Raw genomic sequence first — 16121 nt, 5'->3', positions numbered from 1 at the left:
GGTAGAGACGCTTGCGCTTCTTGTGGCGCTGAGGTTGCTGCAGCCCTTCCTCGCTCCAGAGGCGCTCCACCTTCTTATGATTCACCCGCCAGCCTTCAATCCGCAGCAGTTCGGCGACCTTGCGATAGCCTTTGCGGCCATAGCTCTTGGCAAGGCGGATCATTGCCAATCGCAGGTCGTCGTCGTTCCTGGGAACGGCTTGATACTGCATCGAGCTGCGGGCGAGGCCAATCACATGGCAGGTTCGACGCTCCGATGTCGCGAGCTTCTGGCGCGTGTGGATGACAGCCTGACGAAGCTGCTCCGTCGTCAGGCCCTCGGCTTTAGGTGGTTCAGGCTTTCCTTCAGAATCAGCTTGTCCAGCTCGAGCTCTGCTACGATCTTCTTCAGCCGGGCGCTCTCCTTCTCAAGGCTACGCAGCTCCGACAGCTGTGAACGCGCCATCCCGCCAAACCGTCGGCGCCAATTGTAGTACGTCGCGTCGCTTACGCCGACGGCGCGGCATGCCGACTGTACATCGCCGCCTTCCGCCAGCATCGAGACCGAGATCCTTGTGCCCAGAAGCGCAACGCCGATACGTGGGACTGACTTTGCAGTGAAGGATCTTCCCGTGCCGGTCGGAGAGTTAGGTTCGGCGAGAAAATTCAGCGAAAGACCGATTAAAAGCGCCATCAGCATGGCGGGAACGCCGTTGTGCTCGGCTAGGAATTGCGCGGCCAAGGCCACTAGGGCAGACACAGCCAAACCAGGTGTGCAGGCACGAATTCTGACCTCGACACCAGCAGGCTCTGTGTTCCGGCGCCATTTGTGCAATTTCTTGATCAACATTTCTTGTGGCGCTGAGGTTGCTGCAGCCCTTCCTCGCTCCAGAGGCGCTCCACCTTCTTATGATTCACCCGCCAGCCTTCAATCCGCAGCAGTTCGGCGACCTTGCGATAGCCTTTGCGGCCATAGCTCTTGGCAAGGCGGATCATTGCCAATCGCAGGTCGTCGTCGTTCCTGGGAACGGCTTGATACTGCATCGAGCTGCGGGCGAGGCCAATCACATGGCAGGTTCGACGCTCCGATGTCGCGAGCTTCTGGCGCGTGTGGATGACAGCCTGACGAAGCTGCTCCGTCGTCAGGCCCTCGGCTTTAGGTGGTTCAGGCTTTCCTTCAGAATCAGCTTGTCCAGCTCGAGCTCTGCTACGATCTTCTTCAGCCGGGCGCTCTCCTTCTCAAGGCTACGCAGCTCCGACAGCTGTGAACGCGCCATCCCGCCAAACCGTCGGCGCCAATTGTAGTACGTCGCGTCGCTTACGCCGACGGCGCGGCATGCCGACTGTACATCGCCGCCTTCCGCCAGCATCGAGACCGAGATCCTTGTGCCCAGAAGCGCAACGCCGATACGTGGGACTGACTTTGCAGTGAAGGATCTTCCCGTGCCGGTCGGAGAGTTAGGTTCGGCGAGAAAATTCAGCGAAAGACCGATTAAAAGCGCCATCAGCATGGCGGGAACGCCGTTGTGCTCGGCTAGGAATTGCGCGGCCAAGGCCACTAGGGCAGACACAGCCAAACCAGGTGTGCAGGCACGAATTCTGACCTCGACACCAGCAGGCTCTGTGTTCCGGCGCCATTTGTGCAATTTCTTGATCAACATTTCAGAGTTTCGTATTGGTCGCGGCCCACGTGTTTTCCGGCTCGACACCACCGATCCGTTGTGTGGCTCGCAAAGCGGTCTCCAAGACTTTCGATGACCATTTGCCAACCTCCTCAGCTGGCATTTTTCCCGGCGGGCCCCACAACGTAAGCGCTAATTGAACTTGCGACTGGGCGTCGAAAATCGGTGCTTGGGCAAAATGGAACTCGTGATCCACCGACGCGTCCAAAGTTTCGGGATTGTAGTGTTCCAGCGTTGCCGCAATGCGCCTGCACAGTTCGGCGGCGGAGATCTGAGGGTCTCCTACTGACCTGAAGTAGGCAGCTTGCTCCCATGCCAAACTGCGGTTGTGTCCCAGTCCCAAAGCATAGCCACGCCGTCTTATGTTTGAGATAGAATTCATCGCGGCGTTGCGCTCTGTACTGCCGTCGGTTCCGGAATTGTTCAACCACGCATCCTTCAACGCTCCATCGCCCCAGCTGGCAAACACACCCCCGATTGGTGGAATGAAAGGCAGGTATTGACCGACACGAGTAGGAAAATCAACTGTACGTGACCGCCCATATGACCCGATTAGGACGACTTCGTTCTCGACAAGCGCCACTGCGGAAACCTCTGTGCCCAGTTCTTGCGCCAACGCTTCCGGCAGGTCTCGGATACGGTCCAAAAGCTGGACCTTTTCCATCAATGCGGACCCTCCGTTCACGAGAGACTGAGACGTAAACGTACCAAAGCCTCCCCGATAAAACAGCAAAGGCGTACCGGGTGCACTGGCAGCAAGATCTTCTACTTCGCAGATAACGATTTCGTGGTCGCCCTCGTCATGGACGGTTTCACGCTTGCAATGGATATACGCCAACGACCCGACGATCATGGGATTGCCCCAATCAGACTCTGAATAGGCGATCCCGTCGAATTTGTCTGGGCTCTTGGATGCGAGCGCGCGACATACGTCTTCCTGATTGGATCCCAGCACGTTGATGCAATAGCGTTCGCAACGCGCCAGCTTTGACCAGGAAGACGATGATTTACCTGGCAAAAACGACACCAAAGGCGGGTCAAGCGAGACCGATACGAAACTCCCAAGTATCATCCCGATGGGCTGCCCCGAGTCGCCCACGCCGGTTACGGCGACGACGCCCGTTGGGAAAAGCCCCAGAACATCGCGGAACAGGCTGGTCGTTATAGATTGTTTGGACTGCGTCATTCTTGACCTCACTCGATAGGACTTTGGGCTGACCCGCGAACGCTAATCTGGTCTGGCATCAATCGGCACGTTCCACGGCTTCGATCTTCAGGCCAAAACCGCCAAGGCCCACGTAGTTCACTTGGCGCTCGGTGATGAGCTTGATGCGGCAGACCTTCAGGCTATTCAATATTTGGGCACCAAGCCCGACCTCGAGCCATTGACTCTGCCTCTGTTCTTCGGATTTCGGCATATCGCTATCGAGCGAAGCCAAAGGTACCCCGCAGGATCCTTCGCGTAGGTAGATCAGCACCCCGCATCCCTCCGCGGCCATTTTTTGCAGGCTACGATGTACGATGCTGTCAGAGACGATGACGTCCGTCACAACGGACGAACGATGGATGCGAACCGGAACCGGTTTATCCCCCTTGATGTCGCCAAGGACAAAAGCGAAATGCCTGATAGAGTCAAACGGCGTGGAAAAGGCGTATCCCGTCATCGGACCAACAACGGTTTCGCACTGGAAAGCCTCGGAACGCGTAATGAGAACCTCGCGCTCTCGCCTCCAGCAAATCATCTCTTCTACGCTGATGACCGGAATTTCGTGAAGCTCGGCGAACTTGTAGATCTGCCTACCTTTCATCACCGTGCCGTCGTCGTTAGCCAGTTCACAGATCACACCGACGGGTGGTTGCTTTGCCAATCTGCACAAGTCGACCGCCGCTTCGGTATGCCCCGAGCGCATGAGAACCCCCCCATCGCGCGCAATCAGTGGGAAAACATGGCCGGGTCGAACGAAATCGGCAGACCCCATGTTCGGGTTGGCAAGCCCCCGGATGGTATTGCTACGCTGTTCGGCGGATATTCCGGTCGTGAGACCATGGGTTATATCGACCGAAACCGTGAATGCCGTTGCAAGTGGCGCGTCATTCTGTGCGACCATCGGCGCGAGTTGAAGGCGGCGTGCCTCGGCAGCCGACAATGGCGCACAGACAATGCCGCAACTGTGGCGAATGATAAATGCCATCGCCTCAGGCGTGCAATGGCTCCCCGCCATCACCAGGTCACCTTCCGCCTCGCGGTCGGCATCATCGATGACGATGACCATCCCGCCGTTTGCAATTCTCTCTATTGCTGCCTCTACATTGCTCATCTTCCGCTTGCCTCCAGATAGTGGGCAATGCGGTCCTTCAGCCCGGGCTCTGCAAGCGAACGGACCATGTCGGCAAGATCCGCGTCTCCACTATCCTGTCCGGTTAGCGCGACCATCCGCTCGGCTGCGCCAGTCGGAAACGTGACCGGCAACAATGACAATTCTTCAACCGTCGCTTCAAGATCTTCCGGTTCAACAAGATGTGTCAGCAGCCCGCACTCCAAGGCCTCTTGTGCCTCAAACACCCGATTCTCAAACAGGATTTGCCTTGCTTTTCCAGTCCCGACAATTTCAACAAGGTGGCGCGTGCCAAGAGCGACACCAAACCCAAAACCTGGGAAACGGAACTTCGCGGCAGGCGTGCCGACCCGCCAGACGCAGGCAATCGCGAGATCGGCACCGGCACCATATGCCGCGCCTTCGATGACGGCTATCGACGCGACGGGACCCCGGCGCAGCTTTTGCAACAGCGTTTCGATCCTGACAAAGCGCAGCAGAATATCGCCCTCGGTCTGCTCTTGGGCTTCAACAAGGTCGAAACCCGCACAAAACGCACGATGGGCAGAGCGGAATTGTACCAGTTTCTGCTTCCGGGTCGCCTGCTGCGCTTCGGCCAACTTATCGAGACAAAGGGTCAAGCGATTAACCAGCTCCGCGTTCAGAGCGTTGGCCCGCTCAACACGCTGCAACGTGAAAGTCTCCAAATCCGTGTCTTCATTTGCACCAACAGACAGTATGTCGGCATTGCCGCCCGTCATGCCTGCCACTCCGTCATCACTTCTTCGTCATGCTCTCCCAAGGCAGGCGGGCGTCGTCGTATCGAATATTCGAACCCCGTCAGACCCACGGGAAACCCGACGGTGGACACATCCGCGCCGTTGGGCATCTCGGTCTTCATGATCCAGCCTGTACCCGACACATGGGGATCACTCAGCACTTCCCGGAAGTCGTTGATCGGCGCGCAGGGAATTCCCTTTGCATCGAACTCGGCCAGCCATTCGCTGGCTGACCGGGTGTAGAATACCGGCTGCAGGATTGCTGATAGCTGGTCCTGGTTCTCGGCGCGCAGCGACTGGGTCAGGAAACGCGGATCTTCTGCAAGCTCGGGCATGTCGACCACGAGACATGTGTCGCGCCACAGCTTGTCGTTGCCTGCGGCAATGGTGAACGGCCGGTCGGCCGACTCGTAGCCTTGGTAAGGGGCGTTGCGCGGGTGCTTCGACCCCATTCTTGCGGGCGGTATCCCGGTACCGAAGAACTGACTGGTCTGCAGTGCGGAAATGCCCAGCAATGAACCCAGAAGCGAGCAGTCGACATGTGCACCTTCCCCACTTGCCCGGGCCTGCTGGATCGCGGCCAGGCTGACGAAAGCCGCATAGAGACCGGCAGCGAAATCGCCGACCGGAACGCCGCACTTGACCGGTGCACCATCCTGCTCACCTGTAACGCTCATCAGGCCGCTCATGGCCTGTACGGTGACATCGAAGGCGCCCTTGCCCGCGTAAGGACCATCCTGCCCGTATCCAGTGATCGAACAATACACCAACCGGGGATTTATCGCCTTGCAATCCTCATAGCCGAAACCACTTCGCCCAAGCGCGCCGGGGCGAAAATTCTCGATCAGCACATCCGCCTTGGCAATAAGACGGCGGAGGCGGTCGGCGTCCTCTTTCTTCTTGATATCGATCGTCACCGAACGCTTGTTCCGGTTCAAAGACGTGAAATTCCCGCTGAACGACCCACCGTCCTCCATTTCATGAATCGGCGGCCAGCTTCGCATCCCATCGCCCCCGTCCGGCCTTTCGATCTTGACGACGTCGGCGCCAAGATCGGCAAACAAGCTGCCGGTAAACGGCCCGGCGGCGATTTGGGCGAATTCCAATACACGCAGGCCTTCCAGCGGACCAGTGGTGTTGCTTCGTGTGGGCGTCATGATTTTTTGCGGCTCCTGAATAAGGCACAAGACTTTGGGAGGGATGCGACTAGATGCGAAGGCCGGCCTGTTTCATCAACGGCATCACGCGATCGCCGAAGAACTGCAGATCGTTGATGTAGTCGTAGAAATTCACCTGGACGCCGTCGCATCCCGCTTCGTTGAGACGTTTGAAGCCGTCAACCACCTGCTCGGGCGTCCCGACGATGTGGACATTGCCGCCGACGACCCACTGGTCCCGGCTGGCCCCTTTCCAGGAGGATTGGTCCCCTCCCATGAAAGTCGCGTAGAAATTATCCGCAGCGACGGAATCCTGTTGCGCCAGGATCTGGTCGTATTGCTCCCTCGCTTCGCGTTCGGTTTCCCGGCAGATGACATGCGGGTTGATGACCGTTCTGATATCGCTCCCCGCCTCGCGTGCAAGATCCTTGATGCGACGGTTGTGATCCGGCAGGACCTCCACGGCCGCATCGAGATCCGCTCCGGCAGGGCTGGTTACAAAGATGAGGTCCGAGTTCCGGACAGCGTATTCCAGGCCAGCTTTCGATGAAGATGCGTTTACAAGCAAACACCGGCCATTCACCGGTTTGGGCGAGACGAAGGCGTTCTTGGATTGCCAGAACTTGCCGTCAAACGTCACCTCTTCGGAGTCCGTCCAAAGGCGGCGCATGAGCGTCACGAACTCTTCGGCCATCACATAGCGCTGGTCGTGTTCGACAAGACCCAGCCCGAACATCTCGACTTCAGATTTTTTGTATCCGGTGACCATGTTCAAACCCCACCGGCCATTGCTCATCTGGTCGATGGTCGCACCGAACTTCGCAAGGTGCAGGGGGTGCCATCCGTAAAGGATATGCACGGTCGAAACCAGCATGATCCTTTTGGTCAACGCCGCAAGTCCGGCGGTTACGAGCAACGGATCGTTGGCATCCTCGCGAAAGCGCATTTCGCCGCCATAACCGCCTTTGCCGAGCCACTGGGCCAAGCCAAAAACGAGATCGAATCCCATTTCTTCCGCCATCACGGTACAACGGGCGTTGTAATCAAAACTTGGGTTTGTATCGCGGGGTGCAAGAGACGGGCTCCAGGCACCGGACTGCAGTGGCAGGAACAGCCCCAGAAGCAACGGATTCCTTTTCGCCTCCTCCAGCGCGGGTATGGTCATCGGTACTTCGGACATGGCTGTTGTCTCCTCCCATGCAAAACAAGTTTCAGGAAACCAGTTGGGCACCACGGCATCCGAAGGCCTCGCAAAGCGACTCCGGGAGCGGTTGCTCAATCAACGTCCGTCGATTGGTTTCCGTGCGCCACCAAGGTCTCTTCCCAGCCGTCGGCAGCTCACATGAAATTACCTAGCCCTGCGGCCCTTGACCGAGCAAACGAGTTATCTTGAAGCTCTGCCGACAACAGAATTGAACTCGGTCGCAGGCCCCTGCTTGATATGCTGCACAGCCGCCGCATCCTTGAGAAAACTCAAACTGCATCGGATCAAAATCGCATTCTTTTCGGGCGTGGCTCGCTATTGCGGCTGCCTCGGCATTTCTGCCTCACCCCCGGGAGCAGTAAAGAAAATGAAAGTCGACACGCGGCGGTCAAATAGAGCCAAGCTTTGTCTTTCTATCTCGCGCAATGACACTGCACGAAGACAACCGGCCGGCGCTAGTCGCTACAGGGAACGCAGCCATCACTGGTGGGCCAGCTGCTTACTGGGACGCACCTTTGAAGGTACTGATCTCGGCCGCAAGTTCGGAAATGTTCAGTGCAAGCCGGCTCGTCGTCGGAGGTGCCACCATTGCCCTGAACGGAATCATTGGAAATTTGCGCGTGGTCTTCAATTGCAGCAAGCGACCGTCTGCGACATCCGCCTCGAAACGCTCTGTCGGCAGAAGTGTTATGCCCAGGCCCGACATCGCGAGAGAGGCTGCAACGCCCATGCTTTGACAAGTTCCGGCATACTCGGTCCGCTCGTTGTCACCGAACCACTCTGTAATCGTGGCGGTGTGAAAACTTTCCTTCGCCAATGAGATGATTGGAAGATCGGCAAGCTCCGCCGGGGAATAGATCGTCTCGCTGTCGCACAATGTCGGGCTGGTCATCCACGCGAATTCGACCGACCCAAGGTCTCTGACAAGATATCGGGCGTTATTGCTGCCACCTGGCGCCAGAACCATGTCCAGGCGGCCCGTATCCAGACCTTGTTCAAGCTGGCGTGTCAGGGCCTCTTCGATCTCGATATGAACTCTGGGAAACCGAGCCCGCATTTCCGTGACAAACATGGGCAACCAGCTCATCGAAATGACTTCGGCAACCCCTATCCTGATCCGTCCAGAGCTGGTTCCAACTTCCGCCAGGTGCCCCGACATGTCAGCGGCACCGCGCAGGATTCTTTCGACGTAAGGGATCAGATCCCGGCCGGTTTCCGTAACTTTTACCTGCCCGGGTGATCGGTCGAACAAGGTGACGCCCAGTTCTCGCTCCAATTCCTGTATTCGCATCGAAACCGTGGACTGGGTCGAGTTCAGCTTCTCGGACGTGGCTTTGAAGCTGCCGAGCCGCACTGCCCAGAAAAAGGTTTCAAGTCTGCGAAGGTTCATGGCTGCTATCCTGGACGTCACCCTGTTCCGTTTTTCTGTTCCTCAGATCAGCAAAAGGCAAACAATAATGATGCTGGCGGAAACAAGCGTATGCATCATGCAGAACCCCATGATGTCGCGGGCCTTAAGGCCGGCGATCGCAAGGATCGGCAACGCCCAGAAAGGCTGGATCAGGTTCGTCCATGCGTCGCCCCAGGCTGTCGCCATGGCGACACGTGGAATATCCGCCCCAAGTTGCTGTGCGGCTTCCATCATGATCGGCCCCTGCACGGCCCATTGGCCACCACCCGACGGAATGAACAGATTGAGAAACCCGGCGGACAGGAAGCTCCAGACTGGCAGGGTTGTTGCGGATGCGACGTTGATGAAGAAATCGCTCAGCGCGGCGGACAACCCGGACATCGACATGATCCCCATGATCCCCGCGTAGAAGGGGAACTGGATCACGATGCCCGAGACATGTTTGACGCCTTCGTTCAGTGCCGCAAGAAACCTGCGAGGCGTGCCGTGGAGAATGATGCCGACCGACAGGAACAACAGGTTGACCACGTTGATGTTCAGGCCAGACTTCCCGGTCCACAGGCTATGAACCACGTAGATCAAGGCGGTACCGCCGATAATCAAGGACAGCAGCCAGCTGTTCTCGATGCGATCGGCCAGCGTTTCATTCCGGTCGTCCACATTGGTCTTTTCTTCTTCCAGCAACTTTTCGGCGTCGACGAAAACCGGATTGTCGATACCGCGTAGCATCAGAAGGTTTATGGCTGGAACGGCAATGAAAAGAGCTATCACGATTGCGAGGTTGAACGGCGTGAACAGCGTGGAGGATATGGGGACGACCCCGATGCTTTCCTCAAGGAAATGTCCTGGCGTGGCGATAAGCAGCGGGATGGACCCCGACAGGCCGCCATGAAAAACGAGCCATCCGGAATAGGCGCTCGCGACGAGCAGACGATAGTCGACATTCTGCACCCGTATCGCAATCCGTCGGGCAAGCACGGCGCCAACGATCAGGCCCAAGCCCCAGTTGAGCCAAGACGCGGTCAACGTACCGAGACACACCAGGAAAATAGCCTTTACCGGCGTGGTTGCCAGCGAAGCAAAGCTATTGAGAAGACGACTGAAAAGCGGGGTGGTGGACAGTACGAAGCCACTGACGACGATCAACACCATTTGCATGGCGAACGCCAAAAGGTTCCAGATTGAATCGCCCCAGTACGTCATGACGTCCGCAGGCGATGACTTCATGAAGACCATCGCGGCGACAGCCGAAAGTATTGTCAGGATGTAGGCGAAGAGCAGTGGATCAGGCATCCATCTTTCAACTGCCCGGACAGAAATCTTGAAAGTCGTTTTGAACATACGGCACCCTCCCGAAGCGCATATCGAGGCTTATCGGACCGAGAAAATGTGCTGCGGCATTGTGAAAGTGTTCGTGAGCGCGCTCCTCCACGCACCACGCTTCGTCATGCCGCATCAGGCAAGCATCCTCGCGGTGTTTCTCCGATCTCGGATTGAATATTGAGCGGCTCCTCAACCGCTACGCTGTTGATGAAACCGAAACGGATCGCTCTTCTCAAGCGAGTTAATCTGTTACTCGCCAATCAAATTTCTTGAAGCCTGAATGCAATTGCCACCGGATTCACCACGTGCTCGGAGCCCATGCACCTTCAGGCGCGGCTCGCAATCGGGCACAGTAAACTTAAGCGCCTCCAATGAAGGCATTTGAGTAGGTCGCGATGTTCAAGCGGCTTCGACTTGAGCGATTTCGCATCACGTGTCCGCTGCGGCGGCTCGAAGCTCGCGGAAATTAGCAGGTGTCATCTTGTGTCGGGGCGGTTCAGAACAGATTGGCAATGGGATCGTGACTAGAAACAAATCTCTGGACATGACAGGGGTATTTGAACAGTTTCATCATCCACTCGCGGCGCCGGATTGCTTGATGGGAATTTTCCCCCGTTTGTTGAGACCTTTTCGTGAGCGATGCTCGACTAGGGGCATGACCTCCCGTTTTGCGGCACCACATGAGCGAAGTTTGTCGGTGATTATGACCCGCGAGGTCTCCTTTTGCCGCTTTAGAAGTTCACGAACCACGCGTTTGGGGGCACGGGCATCGCGGCGGCTTTGGACAAGAACATCGAGGACGATACCATCACAGTCTACTGCCCGCCAAAGCAGCGAAAAAACAACTCAGGAATTTTAACATCAGACAAATTATGCGAACTAAAGTTCACACCTGAGCGCATTCTAAATTGCGCTGCGACGCCCAGAAAGTGCCTCGAATGGCGGATCCCAGCCGAAGCCTTCAGCGAAGAGATGATGAAACTGACGTAGCGAAAACCACTCCTAGTCGTGCCAGTCACAATTTCGTTATTCATCCGCAAATACACTGCGAAGGAAATCCAGAAGTTCCAGCACCTCTGCACGCTTCCAAGTTTGTTCCGACGCCATCATGTAGTAATCTCCCAACCGGACATCGCTTGGGATCACCTCGACGATATGGCCTTTCTTCAGCGCCGGTTGCGCGATCAAGGTGCTGACCAGCGCCACACCTTGTCCATACCTCGCACCCTCGATGGACAGGTTGCCTTGCCAGAGCTTCACGCCCTGCAACTCGGGGATCTGGGTCATGCCTGCCTTGGTAAGCCAGTTTTCCCACTGACGGGTGTTTTTTTCGTGGATCAGCGGCAGCGAGGATAGCATGTCCAAGGTCATCTCGCCCCGCACACCGTCCATAAAGGTCGGGCTTGCAACGGCAATGATTCTGGGGCTGGCGAAAATCTCGGCGGTGAGGCCGGGGATATCGGGAACAGTCTCGCTGTAGGTCAGTTCGACATCGGCACCGTCCTTTAGCATGTCGGCTCCCAGAAGCTGAGGCTGCAAGGTCAGGTTTCGAACGCCGATCCTGCTTTCGATTTCCGAAAGCATCCCGAGAATGCGCCGTGTCGCCAGACCAGGCTTGCACGAAATGTGCAGGGTATTCTCGGGTTTCCTTTGCAACTCCGCCGAGGCCGCAACGATAATACCGAAAGCCCGCCGTATCTGTTGAGCGTATCTCAGCCCCTCTTTTGTCAGTACGATATTCCTGCCGGATTTTTGAACCAGCTTCACCTTCAAGAAATATTCGACGTTCTGGATGTGGCGCGACACCACCGTATGAGAGATCGATAGCTCTTCCGCGGCCTCTCGCACCAGCCCGTGACGCGAAAAAGCTTCGAAAGCACGCAAAGACGTCAGGGGAGGTGTACTCCTTGAGGCATTCATTCGGGGCAAGCTCCGCCGCTTGACAATGAGTAAAAGCCCTGCTCGGGGAAACATGCTTACGCGACGTGAAAACGGCAGAACCGGTGCAGAATATGCAACTATTCACGGTTGTCAAACTGCTTGTGGCAACTGCGGTTCATGCCGATCCTGACGCCACCAAAAAAGCAGCAGAGGCAGCAAATGTCAGGCATAAGCAACAAGGCCGCCATTGTCGGATTGCACGAGTCTCCCTTGCGCAAGGCGCCGGGAGTTCATCCATTTCGCATCATGATGGACAGCGTGAATGCCGCGCTGGGGGATGCCGGCCTGACGGTTGACGATGTCGACGGGCTATGCGTCGCGTCCGGAGACTGGGCCGAGGGTGGAGCCGTCGAAAGCGTCACCGAATTCGCGGACTATGCCGGCATCACACCCACGTGGTTCAACGGAACCGACGTGGGTGGTTGCTCCTACATCGTTCATGCCGGCCACGCAGCTGCCGCCATCGCGACGGGCATGGCTGATGTCGTTGTAATCACCTATGCTGCCTGCCCCCGCTGGTGGCCGCTGGACACGCCCTCTTTCGACCCGTTCGTGCTACCCGCGGGTCCGGGGCAGTTCGAACTGCCCTATGACCCTACCCTTATCTCGACCTACGCACTGATGGCGCAGCGGCATATTTCCGAATACGGCACCAAGTCCGAGCAACTCGCGGAAATCGCGGTGACTTTCCGCCGCCATGCGGACCACAATCCGCAAGCCAAGATGCACGGCCCCTTGACGATAGATGATGTGCTCAGTTCGCCGATGGTGGCCAGCCCCCTGCACAAGTTCGATTGCTGTCTGGTGACGGACGGGGGCGGTGCGATCGTGATGACCAGTGCGGAACGCGCAAGGGACTTGCGCCGCAAGCCTGTCTACCTGACCGGCTTCGGATCGGCCGTCCGGCGCACGCAGATCAGCCAAATCCCCGAAGACCTTTCCACGCCAGCCCGTGTATCCGGAAAGCGCGCCTTCGACATGGCCGGCCTCGGTCACGCTGATATCGACGTGGCACAACTTTACGACGCATTCACGATCACACCGCTTCTGGCCTTGGAAGACCTAGGCTTCTGCAGACGTGGTGAAGGGGGCGACTTCGTGTCGGACGGCAACCTTGGCATTGGCGGTGCATTGCCCTGCAACACCGATGGTGGTGGGCTCTCTTCCAACCATCCGGGCAAGCGCGGGCTTTTCGCGCTCATAGAAGGCGCACGGCAACTCCGGAGCGAAGGACCGGGCGTGCAGGTAGAAAACGCGGAAACAGCCTTGGTACACGGGCTTGGCGGCACCTTCTGCGCCTCTGCCACTGCGATACTCACGGTCTGAGGAGGCATATGATGAAACCTGTGATCGACAACGACAGCGCCCCTTTCTGGGACAGGTTGAAAAAACGGCAGCTTCTGATCCAACGCTGCCCGGCGACCGGGAAATACCAATGGTACCCACGCGGCCATTCCATCTACGCCCCGGGCGTTTCCCCTGAATGGGTCGAGGCGAAGGGCACCGGCACACTGTTCTCCTACACTGTTATCCATGTCGGCAATACGAAACGCCCGCCCTACAACTGCGCAATGGTCCGTCTCGACGAAGGGGTGATCATGCTCTCGTCGCTGCGCGACGTAGATCCCACGGATATGTACGTGGGTCTGCCCCTGCGCGTTTGCTTCGAGCCGCTGGATGACGAGATCGACCTGCCCGTCTTTCGTCCGGCCTAGCTTTTCAAATGCCAGCCTGGCGCCACTCCGTTGACTCTGCCAAATAAGGTGACTTCCATGTCTCAAGTCTACTTCGACGAAATCCCACCGGACGCCAGATACGTTTCGTCGCGTGTCACGATCACAGAAACCCATATCGTCACGTTTGCCGGCCTGACCGGGGACTTCAATCCATTGCACATGGACGAAATTGCCGCCCAGGAGTCCGGTTTCGGCAAGCGCATCGCGCACGGGATGCTCGGCTACTCGCTTTCCACGGGACTCCGTTCCGGTATCGACGATTGGGCCATCATGGCCTTCCTGCAGACTTCGCGCGCCTTTTCCGGCCCGATCCTGATCGGTGACACGGTCCATTACCGCGCCACGATCCTGGAAAAGCGCCCCTCCAGCTCGAAGCCCGATCGTGGTGTGGTGCGCGTGGGTATCGAGCTCGTGAAACAGGATGACAGCATCGTGCAGCATGGCGAGGACACCTTTCTCGTTGCGCGCGAAGGGGGGGAATGATCAATGCGCGGGCTTGCAAAGAAAACCGCTCTTGTAACCGGTGCGGCAGGTGGAATCGGGCGCGCCGTGGCCGCTCGCCTAGCGGATGAAGGCGTCAGGGTCATCGCGGCGGATCGTGACCACTCAGCCACGCAAGAGGTCGTAACAGGCCTCTCCTCGCCAGCTATCGCCGTGGAGCTGGACGTGGCCGAGCGCGCCAGCTGGGAAAGAATGATCGCCCAATTGCCAGCCGAGTTCGCCGAGATTTCCATCTTTGCGAATATCGCAGGCATTAACCGCGACCGTTCCCTGATGAAGATGCAGGACGAAGAGTGGGACTCGGTAATCAACGTCAATCTTCGTGGCTCGTGGCTGGGGTGCCAGACCGCGCTTCGCCAGGTCGCAGAGCACGGCAAGGGCGGCGCCATCATCAACATCGCTTCAACGGCGATCTTCGGCACATACGGCCAAGCGAATTATTCTGCGTCGAAGGCCGGTATAACCGGCCTGACCCGGACCGCCGCGATCGAGGGCGCACGGCACAACATCCGCGTCAACGCGATCGCGCCGGGTGTCATCTCCACACCAATGGTCATGGCCGTCCCCGACGACATACGCGCAAAATGGACCGATCAGATCCTTGCCGGCCGTTTTGGCGACCCGGAAGAAATCGCGGCCGTGGTGGCATTCCTCGCCTCTGAAGACGCGTCCTACATTACCGGCCAGACACTCGTCGCCGATGGCGGCGCCACGACCGGCGATTTCTAGAAAGGAAAGAGACATGAGCGACATGCCCCTTCCCCCTGTCAACGAGAGGATGCTCAAGGCGGGCAACAAGCTCGCCGGAGGTGAAATCCTGCGACTGCGCAACGGCCGCATAGAATGGTTGGCTTTCAACCGCCCCGAGTCGCTGAACGCGATGACCAGCGCCATGGAGGCAGCGATGGTCGACGTTTTTCAAGAGCTTGAGAACGATACATCCGTGCGGGCGCTTGTCCTGACCGGCATCACGGGCAAGAAGCCCTCCTTCATGGCAGGCGCGGACATGGGCGACCTCGGTGCGGTTACAAGCCCCGAGGCGGCGCTGGCTGCGGAGACCCAAGCCGAAGCCGTCACGACCGCGCTGGAATCCCTGCGCGTGCCCTCTGTTGCGGCGATGAGCGGCCCTTGCGTCGGCATGGGCGCATTGATCGCGGCCAGTTGCGATGTGCGTGTTGCGGCGCCTTCTTTGCGGTTCGGTTTTCCCATCGCCCGCACGGTGGGCAACTGCCTCTCGGCCCTCAACTTCGCCCGGCTGATGGCAATGGTCGGCCCCGCGCGCACCAAGGAAATGGTGTTTTCGGCGCAGCTTCTTTCGGCCGAGTCACTTCTATCCGCCGGAGCGCTGCGCGAGGTTTCAACCGACGAAGCGACATTCCTGCCCCGGGTGCACGATATTGCAGAGGAACTAGCGGCCCTTGCGCCTCTAACCCTCTCGGGCACGAAACGCTTGCTGAACCGCATGCGCGACGCCACGATCAGCAGCGTCAAAGACGAGGACGTTTTGATGAATTGCTATATGTCGCGCGACTATCAGGCCGCCATCGAGGCCTTTACGACGCGCCAAAAGCCCGAGTTCGAGGGCCAGTGAGCCCTCAGCCGGTTCAGACGATGCAGGAAATCAAGCACGGTCTTCCGTCAGTCGCGCCATCGCCGAGACGGTCGCACTGGCAGGGCAACTACAGGTTATGCGTCGCCGCTCCGGACTGGATCGACCTGTACGGCCATATGAACATGGCCTGCTACGCAATGGTCCTCGATCTGCTGGGTCATGATATACTCGAAGATTGCGGCTTCGGCGAGAGTTGGACACGTAAGACCCAGCTTGGGTTGTTCACCGTTCAAGCCAACATCCGGTACCACCGCGAGATACGCCAAGGCGATCCGCTGAGGATCACGATGGTTCTCAATCGCCATGACGATAAGCGTATTTTCGCGGAGCTGAGAATGCACCAGGACGAAAAAGGTTACCTGGCCGCTACCATGGATCAGGTTTCGATCTGCGCCAGCCTGGACACCCGTCGCGCGATGCCTTTCCCCGAAGCGGACCGCGCAAGGATCGCCTCGCTTCTGTAAATCGCTCCGCAAGCGAAA

19 protein-coding genes are annotated in these 16121 nt (G+C 58.0%); 6 read left to right on the top strand and 13 right to left on the bottom strand.

Annotated elements, in window-relative coordinates; all coding sequences use genetic code 11:
- The 13 genes from C2I35_RS18130 to C2I35_RS18070 form a co-directional block, all read right to left on the bottom strand.
- Positions 1-211: IS3 family transposase (locus C2I35_RS18130; RefSeq protein WP_146050074.1), on the bottom strand; the 211-nt coding region annotated here is incomplete at its 3' end.
- A gap of 98 nt (positions 212-309) precedes the next feature.
- Complete coding sequence (locus C2I35_RS22680; RefSeq protein WP_103764468.1) at positions 310-828, bottom strand: putative sulfate exporter family transporter; 519 nt, start codon at positions 826-828, stop codon at positions 310-312.
- The gene (locus C2I35_RS18120; protein WP_103764469.1) at positions 822-1046 is read right to left on the bottom strand and encodes an IS3 family transposase; all 225 of its coding nucleotides are present in this window, start codon (positions 1044-1046) and stop codon (positions 822-824) included. Before C2I35_RS18120 ends, C2I35_RS22680 begins: the two co-directional genes overlap by 7 nt.
- A gap of 74 nt (positions 1047-1120) precedes the next feature.
- Positions 1121-1639 carry a putative sulfate exporter family transporter gene (locus C2I35_RS22675; protein ID WP_103764468.1) on the bottom strand — a complete coding sequence of 173 codons (519 nt, stop codon included), beginning with the start codon at positions 1637-1639 and terminating at the stop codon, positions 1121-1123.
- Between the two features lies 1 nt (position 1640).
- The gene (locus C2I35_RS18110) at positions 1641-2846 is read right to left on the bottom strand and encodes a flavin reductase (protein WP_103764467.1); all 1206 of its coding nucleotides are present in this window, start codon (positions 2844-2846) and stop codon (positions 1641-1643) included.
- 58 nt (positions 2847-2904) lie between these two features.
- Complete coding sequence (ribB, locus tag C2I35_RS18105) at positions 2905-3978, bottom strand: 3,4-dihydroxy-2-butanone-4-phosphate synthase (protein ID WP_103764466.1); 1074 nt, start codon at positions 3976-3978, stop codon at positions 2905-2907.
- On the bottom strand, positions 3975-4736 hold the full coding sequence (locus C2I35_RS18100) for an enoyl-CoA hydratase/isomerase family protein (RefSeq protein WP_103764465.1): 762 nt from the start codon (positions 4734-4736) through the stop codon (positions 3975-3977). The genes ribB and C2I35_RS18100 overlap by 4 nt, the downstream gene beginning before the upstream one ends.
- Positions 4733-5911: a CaiB/BaiF CoA transferase family protein gene (locus C2I35_RS18095; protein ID WP_103764464.1), complete on the bottom strand. Its 1179-nt coding sequence runs from the start codon at positions 5909-5911 to the stop codon at positions 4733-4735. Before C2I35_RS18095 ends, C2I35_RS18100 begins: the two co-directional genes overlap by 4 nt.
- Positions 5912-5960: 49 nt before the next feature.
- Positions 5961-7091 (bottom strand): LLM class flavin-dependent oxidoreductase, encoded by a 1131-nt coding sequence (locus tag C2I35_RS18090; protein WP_103764463.1) that lies wholly within the window; start codon positions 7089-7091, stop codon positions 5961-5963.
- 523 nt (positions 7092-7614) lie between these two features.
- The gene (locus C2I35_RS18085) at positions 7615-8505 is read right to left on the bottom strand and encodes a LysR family transcriptional regulator (protein WP_146050073.1); all 891 of its coding nucleotides are present in this window, start codon (positions 8503-8505) and stop codon (positions 7615-7617) included.
- Between the two features lie 42 nt (positions 8506-8547).
- Positions 8548-9867: a short-chain fatty acid transporter gene (locus C2I35_RS18080; protein ID WP_103764461.1), complete on the bottom strand. Its 1320-nt coding sequence runs from the start codon at positions 9865-9867 to the stop codon at positions 8548-8550.
- Between the two features lie 552 nt (positions 9868-10419).
- Positions 10420-10683 (bottom strand): DDE-type integrase/transposase/recombinase, encoded by a 264-nt coding sequence (locus C2I35_RS18075; RefSeq protein WP_103764460.1) that lies wholly within the window; start codon positions 10681-10683, stop codon positions 10420-10422.
- Between the two features lie 192 nt (positions 10684-10875).
- Complete coding sequence (locus C2I35_RS18070; RefSeq protein WP_170067253.1) at positions 10876-11769, bottom strand: LysR substrate-binding domain-containing protein; 894 nt, start codon at positions 11767-11769, stop codon at positions 10876-10878.
- A 180-nt stretch (positions 11770-11949) separates the two neighbouring features.
- Here C2I35_RS18070 and C2I35_RS18065 point away from each other — a divergent pair, with 180 nt between their 5' ends.
- From C2I35_RS18065 to C2I35_RS18040, 6 genes are read left to right on the top strand one after another with little or no spacing between them, the layout of a single operon-like run.
- Positions 11950-13116, top strand: coding sequence for an acetyl-CoA acetyltransferase (locus C2I35_RS18065; protein ID WP_103764473.1), 1167 nt, complete (start codon positions 11950-11952; stop codon positions 13114-13116).
- Positions 13117-13127: 11 nt separating this feature from the next.
- Positions 13128-13505 (top strand): Zn-ribbon domain-containing OB-fold protein, encoded by a 378-nt coding sequence (locus C2I35_RS18060; RefSeq protein WP_211286181.1) that lies wholly within the window; start codon positions 13128-13130, stop codon positions 13503-13505.
- A 57-nt stretch (positions 13506-13562) separates the two neighbouring features.
- The gene (locus C2I35_RS18055) at positions 13563-14009 is read left to right on the top strand and encodes a MaoC/PaaZ C-terminal domain-containing protein (protein WP_103764457.1); all 447 of its coding nucleotides are present in this window, start codon (positions 13563-13565) and stop codon (positions 14007-14009) included.
- A 3-nt stretch (positions 14010-14012) separates the two neighbouring features.
- Positions 14013-14756 carry an SDR family oxidoreductase gene (locus C2I35_RS18050; RefSeq protein WP_103764456.1) on the top strand — a complete coding sequence of 248 codons (744 nt, stop codon included), beginning with the start codon at positions 14013-14015 and terminating at the stop codon, positions 14754-14756.
- Positions 14757-14769: 13 nt separating this feature from the next.
- The gene (locus C2I35_RS18045; RefSeq protein ID WP_211286180.1) at positions 14770-15618 is read left to right on the top strand and encodes an enoyl-CoA hydratase; all 849 of its coding nucleotides are present in this window, start codon (positions 14770-14772) and stop codon (positions 15616-15618) included.
- A 20-nt stretch (positions 15619-15638) separates the two neighbouring features.
- Positions 15639-16103, top strand: a complete 465-nt coding sequence (locus tag C2I35_RS18040) for an acyl-CoA thioesterase (protein ID WP_103764455.1) — start codon at positions 15639-15641, stop codon at positions 16101-16103.
- Positions 16104-16121 lie beyond the last annotated feature (18 nt).

The organism is Roseovarius confluentis (assembly GCF_002917925.1).
In the GTDB taxonomy this organism is placed as follows: Bacteria; Pseudomonadota; Alphaproteobacteria; order Rhodobacterales; family Rhodobacteraceae; genus Roseovarius; species Roseovarius confluentis.
Note: the sequence above shows the minus strand (reverse complement) of the source record. Positions and strands in the feature narration are given on the sequence as shown.

Excerpts from the sequence above, each read along its gene's own strand:
- C2I35_RS22680 (WP_103764468.1), bottom strand. The coding sequence starts at position 828 with ATGTTGATCAAGAAATTGCACAAATGGCGCCGGAACACAGAGCCTGCT.
- C2I35_RS22675 (WP_103764468.1), bottom strand. The coding sequence starts at position 1,639 with ATGTTGATCAAGAAATTGCACAAATGGCGCCGGAACACAGAGCCTGCT.
- C2I35_RS18110 (WP_103764467.1), bottom strand. The coding sequence starts at position 2,846 with ATGACGCAGTCCAAACAATCTATAACGACCAGCCTGTTCCGCGATGTT.
- ribB (WP_103764466.1), bottom strand. The coding sequence starts at position 3,978 with ATGAGCAATGTAGAGGCAGCAATAGAGAGAATTGCAAACGGCGGGATG.
- C2I35_RS18100 (WP_103764465.1), bottom strand. The coding sequence starts at position 4,736 with ATGACGGGCGGCAATGCCGACATACTGTCTGTTGGTGCAAATGAAGAC.
- C2I35_RS18095 (WP_103764464.1), bottom strand. The coding sequence starts at position 5,911 with ATGACGCCCACACGAAGCAACACCACTGGTCCGCTGGAAGGCCTGCGT.
- C2I35_RS18090 (WP_103764463.1), bottom strand. The coding sequence starts at position 7,091 with ATGTCCGAAGTACCGATGACCATACCCGCGCTGGAGGAGGCGAAAAGG.
- C2I35_RS18085 (WP_146050073.1), bottom strand. The coding sequence starts at position 8,505 with ATGAACCTTCGCAGACTTGAAACCTTTTTCTGGGCAGTGCGGCTCGGC.
- C2I35_RS18080 (WP_103764461.1), bottom strand. The coding sequence starts at position 9,867 with ATGTTCAAAACGACTTTCAAGATTTCTGTCCGGGCAGTTGAAAGATGG.
- C2I35_RS18070 (WP_170067253.1), bottom strand. The coding sequence starts at position 11,769 with ATGAATGCCTCAAGGAGTACACCTCCCCTGACGTCTTTGCGTGCTTTC.
- C2I35_RS18065 (WP_103764473.1), top strand. The coding sequence starts at position 11,950 with ATGTCAGGCATAAGCAACAAGGCCGCCATTGTCGGATTGCACGAGTCT.
- C2I35_RS18060 (WP_211286181.1), top strand. The coding sequence starts at position 13,128 with ATGAAACCTGTGATCGACAACGACAGCGCCCCTTTCTGGGACAGGTTG.
- C2I35_RS18055 (WP_103764457.1), top strand. The coding sequence starts at position 13,563 with ATGTCTCAAGTCTACTTCGACGAAATCCCACCGGACGCCAGATACGTT.
- C2I35_RS18050 (WP_103764456.1), top strand. The coding sequence starts at position 14,013 with ATGCGCGGGCTTGCAAAGAAAACCGCTCTTGTAACCGGTGCGGCAGGT.
- C2I35_RS18045 (WP_211286180.1), top strand. The coding sequence starts at position 14,770 with ATGAGCGACATGCCCCTTCCCCCTGTCAACGAGAGGATGCTCAAGGCG.
- C2I35_RS18040 (WP_103764455.1), top strand. The coding sequence starts at position 15,639 with ATGCAGGAAATCAAGCACGGTCTTCCGTCAGTCGCGCCATCGCCGAGA.